At 51.5% G+C, this 19,711-nt stretch carries 8 protein-coding genes; 6 read left to right on the top strand and 2 right to left on the bottom strand.

Annotated features, from left to right (window positions below):
* The first annotated feature begins 205 nt into the window (after window positions 1-205).
* On the top strand, window positions 206-8,758 hold the full coding sequence (locus ACYVFD_RS09595) for a DUF7507 domain-containing protein (RefSeq protein WP_461089712.1): 8,553 nt from the start codon (window positions 206-208) through the stop codon (window positions 8,756-8,758).
* 429 nt (window positions 8,759-9,187) lie between these two features.
* Here the strand turns inward: ACYVFD_RS09595 and ACYVFD_RS09600 are convergent, their stop codons facing one another.
* Both ACYVFD_RS09600 and ACYVFD_RS09605 read right to left on the bottom strand, forming a co-directional pair.
* The gene (locus ACYVFD_RS09600; RefSeq protein WP_461089714.1) at window positions 9,188-9,553 is read right to left on the bottom strand and encodes a hypothetical protein; all 366 of its coding nucleotides are present in this window, start codon (window positions 9,551-9,553) and stop codon (window positions 9,188-9,190) included.
* Between the two features lie 82 nt (window positions 9,554-9,635).
* Window positions 9,636-11,894: an FG-GAP-like repeat-containing protein gene (locus ACYVFD_RS09605; RefSeq protein ID WP_461089715.1), complete on the bottom strand. Its 2,259-nt coding sequence runs from the start codon at window positions 11,892-11,894 to the stop codon at window positions 9,636-9,638.
* Window positions 11,895-11,984: 90 nt separating this feature from the next.
* Here ACYVFD_RS09605 and ACYVFD_RS09610 point away from each other — a divergent pair, with 90 nt between their 5' ends.
* The 5 genes from ACYVFD_RS09610 (at window position 11,985) to ACYVFD_RS09630 (ending at window position 19,706) form a co-directional block, all read left to right on the top strand.
* Window positions 11,985-13,301: a UDP-N-acetylmuramoyl-tripeptide--D-alanyl-D-alanine ligase gene (locus tag ACYVFD_RS09610; RefSeq protein ID WP_461089716.1), complete on the top strand. Its 1,317-nt coding sequence runs from the start codon at window positions 11,985-11,987 to the stop codon at window positions 13,299-13,301.
* A 175-nt stretch (window positions 13,302-13,476) separates the two neighbouring features.
* Entirely contained in the window at window positions 13,477-16,215 is a 2,739-nt protein-coding gene (locus ACYVFD_RS09615; protein ID WP_461089717.1) for an NHL domain-containing protein, read from the top strand.
* Window positions 16,216-16,727: 512 nt separating this feature from the next.
* Window positions 16,728-17,555: a type 1 glutamine amidotransferase domain-containing protein gene (locus tag ACYVFD_RS09620; protein ID WP_461089718.1), complete on the top strand. Its 828-nt coding sequence runs from the start codon at window positions 16,728-16,730 to the stop codon at window positions 17,553-17,555.
* The gene (locus tag ACYVFD_RS09625) at window positions 17,545-19,242 is read left to right on the top strand and encodes a thiamine pyrophosphate-binding protein (protein ID WP_461089719.1); all 1,698 of its coding nucleotides are present in this window, start codon (window positions 17,545-17,547) and stop codon (window positions 19,240-19,242) included. Before ACYVFD_RS09620 ends, ACYVFD_RS09625 begins: the two co-directional genes overlap by 11 nt.
* A 41-nt stretch (window positions 19,243-19,283) precedes the next feature.
* Window positions 19,284-19,706: a hypothetical protein gene (locus ACYVFD_RS09630; protein WP_461089720.1), complete on the top strand. Its 423-nt coding sequence runs from the start codon at window positions 19,284-19,286 to the stop codon at window positions 19,704-19,706.
* The last annotated feature ends 5 nt before the right edge of the window (window positions 19,707-19,711 follow it).

The following is a 19,711-nucleotide window of genomic DNA, read 5'->3' on the forward strand; positions in this document are numbered from 1 at the left end:
GTTTGTCATGTATAGGCCTTATTGAACTACGGCTGTGTACTTAGGCCTATAGCTATCGACCAATATGACAACAACTACCCGTTTAAGAAATTTTTTGCTCATAAGAAGGTTTCATTATGCTCACCCAGAAGATGAGGTTGCGTATTGTGACATTACCTTTCGTATCCAGGCTATCAGTCTATGGATAGTACTTATGCTGGGGGTTATGGCGAATAGCTTCGCTCAAGATATTCAATTTACCAACGTTTCCAGTACACCTACTACGAATATTCCGGTATATCGATATTATAATGCAAACGATGGGTCGAGCCCTTACTGGAATAACCTGAACATACCGTATTATAATTTTAAGATGACGGTTACAGGGGCAATAGGAGCCGCTGCGGCCTTAAATGGGCATGCTGTACAGGGGTTTTGTGTCAATCCTCTTTTCGATGACCCCAACAGTAGTGTACTCTATACTTATGCCACAGATGGCTCTCAACTGAGCTACGACCTTGGGCTGGGCGATAACTGGGCTGTCAATCGCACGTTGAAATTTAATGCTATCAAAAATATTTTTGCCACCTATTATACCCAACTGGCTACAATGGACTGGACCACCCAGGCGTATGGCGATTTGTCAGCCGCTATCGGGATGGCCATTTCTGAAATTGTTATGGACTATGATGGTACGGCGGCTTCTTTGGACCTTAATAGTGGTAACAGTACAATAACAGAGTCTGGTGGCACTACTCCTATTACCTCGGGGAATGCATTAACCATCTTTAATACGATTAAAAATTCGGTCATTAATAATGGTTCGGGGACTAATTTCACTTTATACGTAGCTTCCAATTCAGGGAATACCAAGCAGGATGTGATATTTTTTGACGTCTGCCCAATTCCTACCTTTACTCAAACTGCTCCCACCTGTACAGGATCGACAGCCAACAATAATGGTAAAATCACGCTTACGGCAGTCTCTAATGCGGATCGGTATGGTGTAAGTACGGGTAGTACGTATACAGGTCCAGCGTATGCTTCCGCAACAACCATTGGTACACTGCCAATCAATGTCCAATCCAATATTCCTAATACGGGAGGTAGTTACACCATTCGCTTGTTTAATGGAATAACCGGCTGTTCTAAGGACACGACTATCACGGTAGCTCCTGTGTCATGTGTTGTCTCTCCCTTTATTCTGACAGCCGTACCCGGACCTTGTAATACCACGACTAACCTGTATACCGTCAATGGGCAGTTTTCGTTTACAAACACTGGGGCAGGTTCAATGGTCATTACTGATGGAGCCAATACGACGACTATCCCTATTAGTGCCGGGGATAATTATGGTACCTATTCATTTACCAGTCTGAGTGGTACGGGAACGCATACGGTAACGGCCACCTATGCAGGGCAGACCGTGAGCGTAACGTATACGGCTCCTATGAGTTGTAACACACCTGTGACCTGTACGCCACCTACCACTACAGGTACTACTATTTGTGCTCCGGCCACCACGGCTTTGGTATTACCGGCAGCGGCTTCCAATCAGGCCTGGGAGTTTGTGTCGGGACCTGCCAATGCGACCATTACCGCCGGTGGAGCCATAAGCGGATTAACGGCTAATGGTACCTATACTTTCCGAATTACAAATAACGTTCCGGTGGGCGATGGTTGTTTTGGTAATTCCGTAACTGACTATGGAGCGAATGGTAGTGTGATCGATGGTCTGGTAGAACAACACTTTGGCGTAACGGCAGGCGTATTAACGACCACTAATCCGACCGGTTCGGTAGCGATCGCTGATATGCACAGTTACCCGTACGTCGTAGAAACGTCGTCAAACTTCAACTACGTGAGTGGCACGGCCTATCCGTTTACAATGGTCTTTAATCCGGCCGCTTCGGGTACTAACAAATTTGTATTTACCATCAATGGCACAACTGTGCTTCAATGGGATCCGACGACCAGTACTAATCCCACCGAAATGGATATTAATGCCATCCGTATTTTTGGGGCACACAATGCGTCGCTGAATACGAGAGTGCTTGTTGATAATCTTGTCCTCAACGGGAGCTCGATTGCCGGAAATTTGGATTTACAGACAGGGCAAAGCACGGATGACCTATTGATTCGTGGTTACTCCATTGCGAATGGCTTCACCTTGACGGGGACAGCTAAGTTCGATTGGGGCAATGTAGTCGGTAATTTCGACCCAACGGCTCAGTTCCGTATTAAGCTTGACAAGACGATTTGCTCGCAGGCGACTTCCTGTACCAGCTTAGTGACCGTTGTGCGAAATGCAAAACCGAATGCTGGTACGGATCAAAGCATTTGTGCGCCCAGCACTACGGCTAATTTGTCGGCTACGCCAACCGGTGGAAGCTGGACCGCATTGGGAAGCAACCCTGCCTCCGCTAGTGTGACCAACGCAGGAGCTGTCAGCGGAATGACGGCAAATGGAACGTATGGGTTTGTATATACCCTGAACGGTTGTTCCGACACGGTACAGGTAGTTCGTAGCCAGCCGGTAAGTGTGAGTGTAACGCCGGGTACCTGTCAGCCAGCGACCAATCAATATACTGTAACTGGAACCGTTACGCTAAACAATGCGACTGCGGGGACTTTAACTATTACCGATGGTAGTAGCACTACGAGTGTGAGTGTAGCGGGAGGTAATAGTACCGTCAATTTTACGTTTACCAACTTAATGTCGGATGCCTCAAGCCATATCGTTACGGCCACACTGAGCAGCTGTGGTAGTGCAACGGCTACCTATACGGCTCCCGCTAGCTGTAGCGTTGCTCCCTGTTCGCTAACAGCCGTGACGACGGCAGGAGTCTGTGCCTCGGCCACCAATACATACTCAGCTACCACTGTAGTCACCCTGAGTAACCCGACTGCGGGTGTGCTCACGGTGACCAACGGCGTGCAGAGTCTGACCTTTGCGACAACGGCAGTGAGCAGCGTCAGCTTCACAGCGGTATTCAACGGCTTGACCTCAGATGGGGCTTCGCATACAGTAGTAGCCAGCTTGCCTGGTTGTTCGACTGTCACCAATACCTACACTGCTCCCTCGTCATGTACGGTGGGACTGGGTTTGAGTGTCACACCAGGCGTGTGTCAGAGTGCCACTAATCAGTATAGTATCTCAGGTACACTTTCGCTGACCAATGCGGTGGCAGGCACAGCTACCATCACGGATGGCAGCAGCACCACTACGGTGAGTGTAGCAGCCGGGGCGACCTCCGTCCCTTACCTGCTGAGTGGCCTCAACTCCGATGGGGCCTTGCACACCGTCACGGTGAGTTATGCTGGTAAAACCGCTTCAACTACTTATACAGCTCCGGCCAGTTGTACGGTCGCTATTGCGGTGAGTGTAACGCCGGGTGTATGTCAAAGTGCAACGAATCAATACAGCATCAGTGGCACGCTCTCGTTAACCAATGCGGTGGCGGGAACGGCCACTATTACCGATGGGGCTAGCACCACTACGGTGAGTGTGGCAGCCGGAGCTACATCAGTGGCTTACTCGTTAAGTGGGTTGACTTCCGATGGTGCTTCGCACACCGTCACGGTGAGTTATGCTGGTAAGACGGCTTCAACGATCTACACCGCCCCGGCTTCCTGTACGGTAGCGCCTGCCTGTGGACTGGCCTTGAATCTGACCCCCGGACTTTGCCTGTCGGCGACCAACGCGTATGTCCTCTCGGGTACCCTGACAGCCACCAATGTGCCCACTAGCGGTACATTAACCCTAAGTTCGGCCGCCTTTAGTTCGCGTACTATCGCCCTGCCGGTTGGCAACTCATCGGGTACCTTCAGCTACTCAGGGCTGGTCAGTGATGGGCAAACCTACACCGTTACAGCCACCTATACCAATGCGGCCTGTAGCCCTGTCAGCCAGACCTACACGGCCCCGGCTAGTTGCTCGGTGGCTCCAGTCTGCTCCCTAAGCACTACCGCCACGGCGGGCATCTGTGCCTCGGCCACCAACACCTACTCGGCTTCGGTCGTGGTGAGTCTGGCCAATGCGCCAGCCGGTACGTTGACCATCAGCCTGCCCGGCAGTTCACCCATCAGCCAGACGATTGCCGCCGGAACCCCTTCGTTCACGGCTGTCTTCAAGGGGCTTCTCTCGGATGGAGCTTCGCATACAGCCACCATTAGCTTACCTGGCTGCGGCACTACCACTGCCAACTTCACCGCGCCAGCTTCCTGCTCGGTAGCGCCGGTTTGTTCCATGAGTGCGGTGGTTACTGCCGGTCAGTGTGCTTCGGCCACCAGCACCTACTCGGCCACCGCCGTCGTGACGGTGCAGAACCCGGTAGCGGGTAGCCTGAGCGTCAGTCTGGCCGGGGTCACCCAGACCTTTGCCACCACAGCCAATGCCCAGAATACCTTCACGGCTGTCTTCAACGGCTTAACCTCCGATGGGGCTTCGCATACGGTGGTAGCCAGCTTACCCGGTTGCTCAACCGTGACTAGTACCTATACGGCCCCGGCTAGTTGCTCGGTGGCACCGGTGTGTAGCCTGAGTGCGGTGACGACGGCCGGGGTCTGTGCTTCGGCCACCAACACCTACTCGGCCACAACGGTAGTGACGTTAAGCAATCCAGTGGCGGGTGTACTCACAGTGAGTAACGGTGGTCAGAGTTTGACCTTTACTACCAGTGCTGTCAGTAGTGCGACCTATACGGCGGTGTTCAACGGGTTGGTCTCCGATGGTGCTTCGCATACGGTGGTGGCCAGCTTGCCCGGTTGCTCAACGGTAACCAGCACCTACACGGCTCCTGCCTCCTGTTCGGTAGCGCCAACTTGTGGCCTATCGGTAACCGCGACGGGGACCAATTGTAATCCAGCTACTAACCTGTATGTACTGGCGGGTAGTATCAGCCTGACCAATAGCCCTACCAGTCAGACACTCACCTTGACGGATGGTAGCTATGTACGATCACTGACGGCCGCTGCCGGTACAACAACGATCAATTTCAGTTATACGACGCTACAGAGTGATGGAGCCGTACATACGGTAACGGTTACCAGCAGTGCAACCGCCTGTGCAACGGCTTCGACCACCTACACGGCCCCGGCTAGTTGCTCGGTGGCGCCGGTGTGTTCAATTAGTGCCATAACGACCCAGAGTCAATGTGCTTCGGCGACCAACACCTTCTCCAACACCGTAACCGTAAGCTTGAGCAATCCAACGGCTGGGGTATTGACGGTGACTGACGGCGTGAGTAGCCTAACCTTTAACATACCAGCGACCGCAGGTACTATGACGACTCAGGCGATCTTCAACGGACTTGTTTCGGGTAGTGGATCCCATACGGTCGTGGCGAGTTTGCCCGGTTGTTCGACGGTTTCGACTACGTATACGGCACCAGCTAGTTGCTCGGTAGCGCCGGTCTGCTCCATGAGTGCAGTGGTCACTGCCGGGCAATGTGCCAGTGCCACTAACACCTACTCGGCCACAGCCGTAGTGACCCTGACCAATCCAGTGGCGGGTGTACTCACGGTGCTCAACGGTGGTCAGAGTTTGACCTTTACCACCAGTGCTGTCAGTAGTGCGACCTATACGGCGGTGTTCAACGGGTTGGTCTCCGATGGTGCTTCGCATACGGTGGTAGCCAGCTTACCCGGTTGCTCAACGGTAACCAGCACCTACACGGCTCCTGCCTCCTGTTCGGTAGCCCCGGTGTGTAGTCTGAGTGCGATAACAACGGCTGGGGCCTGTGCTTCGGCGACTAATACCTACTCGGCTACGACTGTAGTTACCCTGAGTAATCCTGGGGTGGGCGTGTTAACCGTTACCAATGGGGCTCAAAGTTTGACTTTTGCTACTAGTGCGGTGAGTTCAGCGACCTATACAGCCGTATTCAATGGCTTAACGTCGGATGGGGCTTCGCATACAGTAGTGGCTTCGTTACCCGGCTGCTCAACCATAACCAGCACCTACACGGCTCCGGCTAGTTGTACGGTCGCTATTGCAGTGAGTGTAACGCCCGGTTTGTGTCAAGGTGCCACCAACCAGTACAGCATCAGTGGAACGTTGAGCCTGACCAACGCCGTTGCGGGTACGGCCACTATTACCGATGGCAGCAACACAACCACAGTAAGTGTAACAGCGGGGGCTACGTCGGTGGCTTATTCGCTGACAGGGCTGACTTCAGGAACAGGTTCCCATACCGTCACGGTGAGCTATGCCGGTAAGACTGCTTCAGTCACCTACACAGCTCCGGCTTCCTGTACGGTAGCGCCATCGTTGGCTATGGTCGTTACGCCCGGTGTATGTAATTCGCTTACTAACCAGTACACCGTTTCTGGCACCCTGTCACTGACCAATGCCACCGCTGGAACGGCTACTATCACTGATGGAAGCAGTTCAACTACCGTCACAGTAGCATCGGGTACTAGCTCGGTAACGTTTGCAATACCTGGGCTTACCTCAGGGACAGGCTCGCATACCGTAACTGTTGCGTATGCCAGCCAGACGGTCAGTGCCACCTATACAGCTCCAGCTAGCTGTACTGTAGCTCCTCCTTGTCTGTTGGCGGTGACCGTGACACCTGGTGTGTGTAACTCAGCAACGAACCAGTACAGCATAACGGGTTCTGTATCGGCCACTAATGCTATTGGTACACAGGTGATTACTCTGGTCGACGGTGCCGCCAGTACTACTTTGTCATTGAGTGGTAATGGGCCTGTCAGCTTCACGCTCACAGGACTAAACTCCGATGGGGTGATGCATACATTGACAGCCTCGGCGGCCACTTGTGGGCTAGCTTCGACTATCTACACCGCACCAACGGCTTGTACAGTCGCTATTGCGGTGAGTGTCACCCCCGGTGTGTGTCAGAGTGCCACCAACCAGTACAGCATCAGTGGAACCTTGAGCCTGACTAACGCGGTAGCGGGTACAGCTACCATCAGTGATGGATCTAGCACCACCACGGTGAGTGTGGCAGCCGGAGCCACATCCGTAGCTTACTCGTTAAGTGGATTGACTTCGGATGGCGCTTCGCATACGGTGACGGTGAGTTATGCCGGTAAGACCGCTTCAACGACCTATACTGCGCCGACTTCCTGCCTGGTAACACCTGTGTTTGACCTGGCTTTGCGTAAAACCCTCGCTCTTGGCCAAAGTGCTACTGTCACCACAGGTAGTAGTGTCACGTTTACGATTACTGTATTCAACCAGGGGAACCTGGCGGCTACCAATATCCAACTTACGGATTACATCCCATCTGGGTTGACCTTGAACGATGCCAACTGGACAGCCTCAGGTAGCACCGCTACCCTTAACAGCCCAATTGCCAGTCTGGCAGCAGGAGCTTCCATTACTCGCTCCATTGTCTTTACGGTAAGCAGTTTGAGTGGCACCATCACCAATCTGGCTGAGATCAGCAGTGCAAGTGGAGGTACCGATATTGACTCTAATCCAGACAATAACCCCTCCAATGATGGTGCCATCAAGAATGATGTTATCAATGAAAATGGACTGCAGGGTGGCGATGAAGATGATTCGGATCTGGAATCGATTACGGTGAGTCCGGTCTGCTCGATGAGTGCGGTTGTAAGTGCTGGTCAGTGTGCTTCGGCAACCAACACTTACTCGGCCACGGCGGTAGTGACGTTAAACAATCCTGGGGCGGGTGTGTTAACCGTTACCAATGGTGCCCAAAGTTTGACTTTTGCTACTAGTGCGGTAAGTTCAGCGACCTATACAGCCGTATTCAATGGCTTGATTTCGGATGGGGTTTCTCATACGGTGGTAGCCAGTCAGTCAGGATGCTCAACCGTAAACACCGCTTATTTGGCTCCGGCATCGTGTACACCGGCTCCTCAGCTCACGCTGGATAAACTTGTCGATAAGTCGACGGCCCAGGTCGGTGATGTGTTGACCTACACATTGGTGCTCACCAATACAAGTACAGTGACGGCTTCCAATGTGGTTGTTCGGGATTCGAGTATGACTGGACTAAGCTATATCGCTAATTCCGCAACGGCTCCGGTGGGTACCACCTTTACGCCAGGAAGTCCCATCAGCAACTGGATTATTCCGGCCATCAGTGCCGGTCAAAGTTTACGTTTGACCTTCCAGGCTCGGGCCGACAGTACAGGTATTCTCTATAATACAGCGACGATTCCGGGCGATACAGCCAAAGTTTGTACGTCTGTGCCAGTACACATGTGTGCAGGAGATGAGTATGCCTTTGAGCTAACTGCCCCAGCCGGTCGAAGTTCGTACAAGTGGTACCGGAATGGTGTCGAGATTGTAGGGGCAACGACCAATGTGCTGAGTGTAACGACGGCAGGGACTTACTCACTGGTGGTCGATGGTAGCTCAGGACAGTGTCCCGACTTTAGCTGCTGTCCCTTCATTGTGGTCGAGGATACCTTGCCGAACTTTAAGGCTAAGGCCCTACCGGTCAGTTGTGTGGGCAACACGGCTCAAAGCAATGGACAAATCGTTTTAAGCGAATTCGGAACGGGTCTGACGTACCAATATTCGTTAGGAGCCAGCTTCAACCCAGCGGCCTCCCTGTCGGGAGCTGCCAAGGCGATACCGGGCAACGGGGTGATTGTGAGTAACCTGGGTAATCCAGTTACGGCACAGGCTTACACGGTTCGGGTGTACACTGCATCGGGTTGTTATCGGGATGTGACGGTGATATTGATGCCTACGGTCTGTGGTTGTCCAGCTGACATCTGTGCGCCGTATGTGATCAAGCAAACTAAACGGCCACAGCGAATAGGCGATCTAAGATAAGGCCAGCTATTTATTGGTAGAAGTTGCAGCAAACCCACGCGAAAGTGTGGGTTTGCTGCTATAAGAGTATGTTTTGGATGATTAGTAGGGGAGTCAATTGATGAGGACGGAAATAAAGCCAACCTGCATCACAGCCTCCGAACGTTCTATTGTCTTTTCTCCGCCCCGAAACAACCGCCGTCGAAAATTGAACCAGCTAAAGCTTCGCTCGATCGGCCAACGATTCTTCTGGGGATAAAGCCCCGGCTACTTTCTGACTTTTACGGTCCGCCGTGCGGTGCAATCTCTACCTGCCAGCCGTGCCTGGCCCTTGCGTACGGACTGAACCGTCTTTATAGCCCTGATTAGCCGCAATTCCGTTCATTATCTTGGTATTGAGGAACTTCAAGATAAGAAGGACTCTCAATTTTATCCTATTCAAAAGATTTTCTAATAGCGCTCATTGCCTTCTTCTTCCTCTTCGGCTAGTTCGATGATTTGCTCATCAATGTCATCGTCGGAGAGGTCGGTATTGGCAAAGTCATTGGTGAATTCGTCTTCCTCCGCATCGTTCGATAGTTCATCGGTTGCGTGCCGGGCGGTTGCGGTGTCGGTATGCAGTACTGTATCTGAAGCTTCCTGGTCGCCAGGGTTCATAATGTCGGGATGATTATTGACGCCCAGCCCGGTGTAAATGACAGTGTCGTCGCTCTCATCGTTGGGGGGGAGATCATTGTGCTGGGGCGATACGCCCTTCATCGGATTGCCCATAGCCTGATTCGGGCTTTGCATGTCGGCGTTGTCTGTATTTTCCATAGTCATTACTAGTTAGAAAGGGTGGGTCGGGATGACCTCAAATGATTATTGACTAACTACTGACAGAAAAAAGAGTTTGGAATTATTTCCAGACAACGACTTTCTGTATCTGAGCCGGACGATTATCGCCAGTAAGCCGGAGTAAGTAGGTGCCGTCGGGCAGGTTGCCCAGGTCCAGGACCGAGTCGGTATCGAGTGCTACAGGCTGCGTAGGCAGCATGGCCTGTCCCGATAAGGAGAGCAGTTCTACCTGTCCGGTAAAGGGGGGCCGTACGGTCAGGTAACGATCCGTTGGGTTCGGAAATGCCCAGGGGCCGGTTGGCTCGTCGGTCGTACCCGTAATAACAACTTTCTGCGAGGTATTTTTCAGATAGCGCAATCCACCCGACACACTACCCAGAATCAGATCGGGGAGTTGGTCGCCATCCAAATCCGCTACTGTGGCAATGAGTCCTTTACCCGATACACCGATTGAGGCCAATGAATCGATCAGGGTCAGTGATTGGTCAGGTTTATCGGGAAACTGATAGACTCGAACGGTGCCATTGTCGGCCGCAGCGATCAACTCATTCTTCTGATCACCATTTAAGTCCGCTACGACCAGCGATCGGGCTTTGGCGTATATATAATCGTCGGTGGTGATGCCGCCGAAGGTTTGGTTTTGTAATTGGAAAGAGGGGCTGGTGGCCGTTCCAGTGTTGCGGTAATAAAGAATAGTGCCCAGACTATATCGGCCAACGAGCAGGTCAGCTTTTCCATCCTTATCAACATCGGTTACGGTCAGCAGATCGCTCGGGCCCATTAGGCTGGGTGTTGTCCAGCGCACAGCACTCGCAAGATTGTACTGAACGGGAGCGCCTTTGGCCGTTGCATTGACCAGCACACGAATCTCGAAAGCGCTGGCTCCTACGCCCGTCAGGATCAGGTCCATACTACCATTTCCGTCTACGTCGGCAAATGAAGGAACCGTGTTGGTTAACGTCAGTGATTTGGAAATGCCCAGGTAATCCGTCGTTACCAGTGCAAATGCCGGATTCTGCAAGGTGCCTTTGTTTTCAAACTGCCAGATACCCGAGCGGTAGCTGCTGCCTAAGCCAACTCCACCGAAACCAACCAGCATATCCATGTCGCCATCGCCATCCAGATCGGCCAGGGCAGGGGCTGCCCGTTCGCCCAGGTCGAGCATGTCAGTTTGCAGAAAATCTTTCTGGCTGAGCTGGAAAACGGGTTTCTGGGTGGTGCCTGTATTCTTATAAAACCAGCTCGACGCCCGGAAATCGAAGGCGTATCCGTCGTTGGTACTAACATTTGGTGATGCCAGCAAATCTTTTTGTCCATCACCATCCACATCTTCCCAATACGTAGCCGGAAATGCAGGAAACAGAATGGGGGCGGTTGCCGGAAACAGACTGTCGTAACTGACGAAATTGGCTTTGTCGCTATTGGGCCCCGCATTTTTTAGTCGGGCGATGTTTTCACAGCTCACGAACCCAAATAGCAGATCCTTATGCCCGTCGCCATCGGTATCGACAACCGTAAGCGTATTGCCCGTATGCAAGGGTTTAGCGAGTCGCGCGTTACCGGCGGTCGACTGAGCCGCTAGCCGGCCACCAGCGTTGTCATCACACACAAAACCAAAGGTGAAATCGTTACAGAATTCTTTGCGAAAGTGCCCCCAGCAGGTACCGCCCATTCGCTGGAAATCCAGCCCTTTGGTGCCGGTTCGTTCCACGCTCATATTTTGTTGGTAGGCTAGAATGTTGCCGTCCGAATCGAACGTGATAATATCAATATCGCCGTCATCGTCGAAGTCCGTAACGGCCGGAATATCAGTACCCGCTACATAGATCGGAATACGTAGCCCACTCAAGCCAACCGTCAAGAGCGGATTGGCGGCCGTTTTAAACACTACCTGCCCATTCTGCGACTCATTGTGCAGCACCTGCACCCCGGCCGAACTGGCAGCAAACACATCTTTCCGGCCATCGCCGTCGTAATCGGCCAGTAGCAGCCAACTGTACACATTTAGTGGGAAAGTCGTTTCGTATTCGGGTGCGTACCGCCAGGCAATACCACTACCGGTTGGATTATCGATGGCGACGAAGGTATTGACCTTGCCCGTACTGCGATCAAATACGACGAGGTCATCGCGGGTATCGTCGTTGAGTCGGATGGTTGAGTATTGTGTCGAATTAAGTCCGCCTGCCCAGGGATTCAGCAGGGCCTTGCCGTTCACACTTACCGTCGGATTTTGGTCGTACCGAAACCCGATTTTACCACCCGACTGAGCATGGGTAAAAAAGGGTAGGGTCAAAAAACAAAGCGTAAATAGCTTTTTCATCTAATTTTGGGCCTTTGCAAACAGGTTGGGTCCAGTATACCAGCCAATTCACGAAAACAACGAACGAAGCATCTATTTAAGTCTATCGGCATGGTGTCCACAGAACAACTCTATCAGAAATTTTTGGAATGTACCGGTGTTTCCACGGATACGCGTCGAATTACGCCCGGTTGTCTGTTTGTGGCACTGAAAGGAGATACATTCGATGGGAATCAGTTTGCCGAACAGGCACTGGCTTCCGGGGCTCGCTATGCGCTGGTTGATGATGCCGGGGTAGCCGCTCGTGAAGCGCTAACCGGTTCGTGTCTGCTTGTTGCTGATGCCCTGGCGGCTTTGCAGGACCTGGCCCGACACCATCGGCAAACCTTCACCTTTCCGGTAATTGGCCTGACAGGGTCAAATGGTAAAACGACAACGAAAGAACTGATTGCGGGGGTCTTGTCGAAAAAATATCGGACATACGCTACGCTGGGTAATCTCAACAACCACATTGGCGTGCCCCTGACGCTACTGGCTATTAATGACCAGTACGAAATGGCAGTAGTCGAGATGGGAGCCAACCATCAGAAAGAAATTGAACTGCTTTGTTCAATTGCTCAACCAACGCATGGGCTAATAACCAATGTGGGCAAGGCACACTTAGAAGGGTTCGGTGGTTTCGAAGGGGTTAAAAAAGGAAAGGGTGAACTGTACGATTATCTGGCGCAAAACGGTCGAACGGTATTTATCAACTCTCGCGATAAGATCCTGACCGCCCTGTACCGCGACCGCCTTAAAACGCATCGCCCCGAAACGACCTTTGCTGAAGCCATCTTCTATCCGGGCGAACCCGTTGACCTACTTCAGGAATCGCCCGTTGTCATTTATCGGGATACAACCGGACAGGAAATTACGACGCATTTGCCCGGTCGCTACAACTTCGAAAACATGCTGGCGGCTCTGGCTATCGGCGATTATTTTGGCGTAACGACCGAGGAAGCCAACCGGGCTATTGCCGACTATAATCCGACGAACAATCGCTCACAAGTAGTTACGAAGGGGACAAACACGATTCTGCTGGATGCCTACAACGCGAACCCCAGCTCGATGGCGGCTGCCATTCGTCAGTTTGCCGCCATGCCAGCCAACCGGAAAGTCGTAATCTTAGGCGATATGTACGAATTGGGCGACGAGAGCGAAGCCGAACATGCCGCCCTGGGCAAACTGATCGCCGAGGGGAAATTCGATCTGGTGATTCTGGCGGGTAAAGACATGAAGTTTGCGCTATCATATCTGCCTCAGGCCTACTATTTCCCCGATAAGTTTTCGTTGCATAACTGGCTAATGGACCATCCCATGACCGATACGCACCTTCTGGTCAAAGGCTCGCGTGGCATGAGCCTGGAGTCAGTTGTACCGTTTATTTAGTTTTGCTGTTTAATTTCTAAATTCACCAGATTTTAAGTTAGTAGTACCCTGCTGAAATAGATGATCCATAGAATCAGATAAGGTTAACTCGTTGATAGTTAGGCGTACATTTTGATAGCGAATAAAGCTTGTGGAGTTAGTAGAATGGGCTAGCTCGTTCCTTTCCTTTTTCGCTATGAACTTTCCTCGCTTTACCTCTTTTATCCGACTAGTTTTAAGTGTTTCCTTAGTTGCCGTACATACGCAACTCGCTGCTCAGGTTATCACAACCGTGGCGGGTTCTTCACTAAAAGGCGACGGCGGACTAGCGACCGGCGCTAATCTATCTAATCCCGTTAGCATAGCCGTCGATGGCAGCGGCAATCTGTATATTGTTGATCAGGGTAACCATCGAATCAGGAAAGTGACCCCGGCTGGCAGCATCACTACAGTGGTGGGGAACGGTGCCTATGGGTTTAGTGGCGATGGTGGGCAGGCTACTTCGGCCAGTTTAGCCAATGCAGCGGGTGTGGCTGTAGATGGCAGTGGGAATTTATACATTGCTGATTCGCAGAATAATCGCGTTCGTAAAGTAACCCCGGCGGGCAGTATCACAACGGTGGCCGGGACTGGTACGGCTGGCTTTAGTGGCGATGGCGATCAGGCTACATCAGCCCGCTTGGCCAATCCGACGGGGGTAGCTGTCGATGGAGCCGGTAATCTGTACATTGCCGATCAACAGAACCATCGTATTCGAAAGGTTGATGCTCTGGGCATTATTACAACCGTAGCCGGTAGTGCTACGGCTGGCTATGGTGGCGATGGGGGGCTGGCTACAGTGGCCAGCTTGAACAGTCCAACTGGAGTTTCGGTAGATGGTAGTGGTAACCTGTATATAGCCGACTCGCAAAATAATCGCATTCGAAAAGTGTTGGCATCGGGCACCATTGCTACGGTTGCTGGTGATGGTACTGCCGGTTTTGGTGGCGATAGCGGGCTGGCTATTACAGCTAGTCTGAACAATCCATTTGGCATATCGGTGGATGGCAGTGGTAACCTATTCATTGCGGATGCCAGCAACCATCGGATTCGGATGGTAACGGCTGGTGGCATCATCAGTACTGTGGCGGGTGATGGTACGGCTGGATATAATGGCGATAGTGCGTCTGCCACAACCTTAAGCTTATATTCACCTAAAGGAGTAGCCACCGATGGAACTGGAAATTTATACATTGCTGATTCACAGAATAATCGTCTCCGAAACGTATCGACTGGAGGCATTATGACGACCGTTGCGGGCAATGGAACCATCAACTATGGTGGTGATGGCGGTCCTGCTACGTTGGCCAGTCTGTCGAATCCCTTCGGGTTGGCAGTAGATGCTAGCGGTAATCTGTACATTGCCGATCAGCAAAATCAGCGTATTCGTAAGATCAGTGCGTCGGGCATCATTACAACCGTAGTGGGTAATGGCGCCTATGGATTCAGTGGCGATGGCGGTTTGGCAACGGGGGCCAGTCTGGCCAATGCGGCAGGTATTGCGATTGACGGGAGTGGTAACCTCTTTATTGCCGATCAGGGAAACAACCGGATTCGTAAAATAACCCCGGCAGGTAGCATCACGACGGTGGCCGGGAATGGCACAGCAGCGTTTGGGGGAGATGGGGGAGCAGCAATAGCCGCTAAGTTGAATTTCCCGGCTGGTGTAGCCATTGACAGTAATGGAAATCTATACATTGCTGACTCGCAGAATAACCGTGTCCGGAAAGTAACCCCGGCGGGCAGTATAACAACGGTAGCCGGGACTGGTACGGCTGGTTTTGGTGGTGATGGCGGAGCAGCGACTGCGGCCAAACTGAATTATCCCGCTGCCGTTGCCATCGATGGAACGGGCAATCTCTACATTGCCGATCAGGGTAATCATCGGATTCGGAAGGTAACTCCTGCGGGCAGTATCACTACAGTAGCTGGTAACGGCACGTTTGGATTTGGTGGTGATGGCGGTCCTGCCACGGCAGCTAACCTGGCCAACCCGGCCGATGTCGTACTAGATGCTCACGGTAACCTTTATATTGATGATTCCCAAAATAATCGCATCCGGAAAGTATTGGCGAACGGAACCATTATAACAGTGGCTGGAAATGAGTTTTATGGGTTTAGTGGCGATGGTGGGCCTGCTACAGCGGCTAGCTTAGCCAATCCACTGAATGTAGCGATCGATAGCAATGATAACCTCTACATTGCAGACACGGACAATCAACGGGTACGGAAGGTGGCAGGGCCCGCCATCGTACGGATCAGCCCGGCAAATCCGGTCGCTGTGTGTTCGGGGACGCTTTTTAGCCTGACAGCTACAACGGCCAATTTTACCCCGTCTTCCTATACCTGGACGAGTCAGCCAACTGGACTGTCGGCGACCGGAGCTACAGCCACGTTTACGGCCCCTACGGTGAACACACCGACTGTTTATACGCTTACCGCGACGGCTACTGATGGAGCGAGTAGTCCAATAGCCAGCGTTACCCTGGCTATAAATCCAATTCCGAGCCTGACTGTTACAGCTAGTCCCAGTCCGACGATCACAAGTGGACAATCGACTACGCTTACGGCTTCAGGAGCTACCTCTTACCTTTGGTCGACCAGTGCCACATCAACTTCGATTGTGATTACTACGTCCGGGGTGTATTCGGTAACGGGTACATCGTTGGGCTGTTCATCGTCTACCAGTTTGACTACCTATGGTATCATAGCCAGCGTGCAGGATGGAAACTGGTCGAGCGCCAGTACCTGGAATTGTAACTGTGTACCGGGGCACTACGATGGAGTCACGATTTCAGTAGGCCATCATGTTACAGTCAGTCAGGCCGTTCAGGCGAAGCAAGTAACGCAGAATGGGACTCTATTTCTGAATACGGGAGGGAAGATTTCTTTCTGAGTAGAAAACCGGGTGTTAAATCTTAGCATTTTCAATCAATTTATAGTTAGGTGGAGGTTACTGGCTGTAGTTAGCCTATTTGCTACTAAGCGGTATATGTGGTTGATTGTCAATTAATAAGTTAATTTTTTGGTCGTATTAGGTACTTTTTATGAGTTCTGTACCAATAATTCAAGTTGAATTCATTAAATTCTATACTTGACACCCAAAAGGTTGTCGTTTGCACCTACGAGCTCGTTGTTTACGCCTTTTTTTCCCAGTCTTTTAATAGAGGAGCTACTTTTAACATTAGGCTCGCATTAAGAACCTATTCAATCAACTTAATTCCTCTCCTCAACCAAAATGGCTTTCTCTTCTACTAGTAATTCTTCTCTCAGGACATAGCCTGATCGCTTGTGGCATTCTTATCCAGCTTAAGGGTTGGATGATTCATATGACTGTTTAATCGTTTGATTATCAGTTGGTCTGTTTTTGCGTGCTTTTCCCTCTTTTCCAAAACGACTCTCTCTGTCATGTCCAAAAAAATTCTGGCCATTCTATCTGAGTATGGCTACTGGGGTATCGAGCTCGTTGGCCCTTTAAGTAAACTAGAAGCAGCGGGGTACACCGTCGAATTTATGACGCCCACTGGTAAAAAGGCCGAAGCGCTTCCTCCCAGCTACGATACCACCTACGTAGATCCGCCACTGGGTGTGTGTGTGACAACGCCTGAAGCGGCTGAAATGGTCAAAGCCTTTGAGGCAACTAATCGATTGGAAACCCGCCGGAACATGTCGGAGGTAGTTCCTGAGCGCCCTTACTTTTCGACACCCAACTTCCTGCGCGCTTTTGAGAAATACTATAGCGATCTGAAACTGGCCCAGGAAGATCTCACCAACGACTATGCGGCCCTGTTGCTGGTGGGCGGAAGTGGCCCCATCATCGATATGGTGAATAACCAGCGGGTTCACGATATTATCCTGGCATTCTACAAGAAAGACATGCCAATCGGTGCTATCTGCTACGGGGTGGCTCCTCTGGTTTTTGCCCGCGATTTCAACGAACGTAGGTCCATTATTCGGGGTAAACACGTAACTGGCCACTGCATCGAGTACGATTACCACGACGGTACGGGTTTCCTGAATACCGATTTGAACATGGGACCCCCACCGTATGTACTCGAATACATCCTGAGCGATGCCGTAGGGCCAGAAGGGCAGTACCACGGCAATTTCGGAAAAGAAACATCGGTTATTGTTGATTATCCGTTCATTACGGCCCGTTCGCTGCAATGCTCGCTGGAGTTTGGGGATCAGTTCGTCAATGTGTTGGATAATGGCTTAAAGCGATATGGCTGGTAAAACTGGGAATCAGAAAATAATTGAGCAGTTTCTGGCCGATGGCATGAACTACATGTTCGGTAATCCCGGCACGGTAGAACAGGGTTTCCTGGACGCTGTGGCGGAGTATCCCGAGATGAAGTACATTCTCACGCTTCAGGAGTCAGTAGCCGTTATGGTCGCTGATGGCTATGCACGGGCTACACAGAAGCCTACTATTGTGCAACTTCATAGTTCGCCAGGTATTGGCAATGGCGTAGGGGCCTTGTATCAGGCCAAACGCGGACATGCTCCGTTGGTGGTGATCGGTTCCGATGCCGGACTCCAGTATATGAATATGGATTCCCAGATGGCAAACGACCTGGTGGCTATGATGGAGCCCGTAACGAAGTATTCGACCATGGTGCTGTCGCCCAAGTCGGTGCTCCGTACGCTCCGTCGCGCTATTAAAATAGCCGCTACGCCACCCATGGGACCCGTCTATATCTGTTTGCCCATGGATGTACTGGATGCCCTGAATGATGAGCCCGTTTTTCCGACGAACATTCCTTCGACACGCGTAGCGCCTGCTCCTGAGCAAATTGATGAAGCGGCTCAATGGCTGCTGGCTGCCGAACTACCAAGAATTTTTGCGGGCGATGGCGTTGCCTATTCAGGTGCGAACAGTGAACTGGAAAAGGTAGCCGAACTGCTTGGTGCCGATGTATATGGCGTTGAGTTTGGCGACATCTTCATGGATAATTCGCATCCGCTGTATAAGGGTACAACAGGCCATATGTTTGGCGATTATAGCTATCCATTGACCAGCCAGAGTGACGCTAACCTGGTTGTGGGTACGTATATGGTTCCAGAGGTTTTTCCGCATCTGGACGACATCTATAAGCCAGAAGCCAAGGTGATTCATTTCGATTTGAACGCCTACGAAATTGCGAAAAACCACCGTGTTGATCTGGGCGTAGTCAGTGATCCTAAACTATCGCTGACCGCGTTGGCAGTAGCCCTCGAAAAACTACAGACTCCTGAACAGAAAGCGGCTGCCGAAAGTCGAATGCAAGCGGCTCGCGAAGCTCAGGCTGCTCGTAATGCCAAAGCTCCCGAAGCTCCGGTCGACGGTAAACCACTCAAAATGGCTCATTTTGCGGAGGTATTAGCGCAGAAAGTACCGAAAGATGTGGTCATTTTCGATGAGGCACTGACTAGCTCTGGTGCCGTACAACAGGCCATTCCCCCTCGCTTACCAGGCTCTTATTTTATAACACGGGGTGGGTCATTAGGCGTTGGTTTTCCAGGCGCAATAGGGGCTAAGCTGGCCAATCCCGACAAAACGGTCATCGGCTTCTCGGGCGATGGCGGTAGCATGTATACGATTCAGGCTTTGTGGTCGGCCGTCCGGCATAATGCAGGAGCCAAGTTTGTGGTCTGCAACAACGGTTCGTACAAACTGCTCCAGCTGAATATCGACGTGTATTGGAAAGAACGGAACATCGATATGCATAACTACCCGCTCTCGTTCGATCTGTCCTATCCGGCTATTCGATTCGATCTACTGGCGCAATCAATGGGCGTCGATGCCGTACGGGTAGAAAAGCCCGAAGAAATTGGGCCAGCCATCGAGCGAATGATGGCCGACGATAAGCCTTTCCTAATTGACTTAGTACTGGAAGGGAATCACCATGCAGATTGGGTTAAAACCAACTGTGCGCAATAAAACTATCTTCCTCTTTTTTATTCATCTTTCTGAAAATCATCATGTTAACGAATGAGTCGATTACCAAACTAGCCAAAGACTGGTACCACATGCTCGACATCCACGTCCCGATGGTAGAAATTCTGCCCTATCTGGCCGACGCTGAGCTAAAGATGATTTTTCCCGAAGCAACCGTCTACGGACATGCCGGTTTTGAAGGCTGGTATCAGCGCGTGATTCGCATTTTCTTTGATGAGGTACATAATGTCAAATCGGTAGAGTCGACCATCAATGGCGACACAGCTACGGTGAAGGTTGTGGTGCAATGGGAGGCCAGTGTCTGGAATGCTCCTGATGCCAACAGCAAACGGATTAAGCTGGATGCCTATCAGACTTGGGAAGTTGCTGCTAAGTCCGACAAAATAGTCGTGACGACCTACACGGTCGACGAACTGAAATACCACGAAGGATCGGCCACGTTATAACCCAT

Source organism: Spirosoma gilvum, assembly GCF_054776815.1.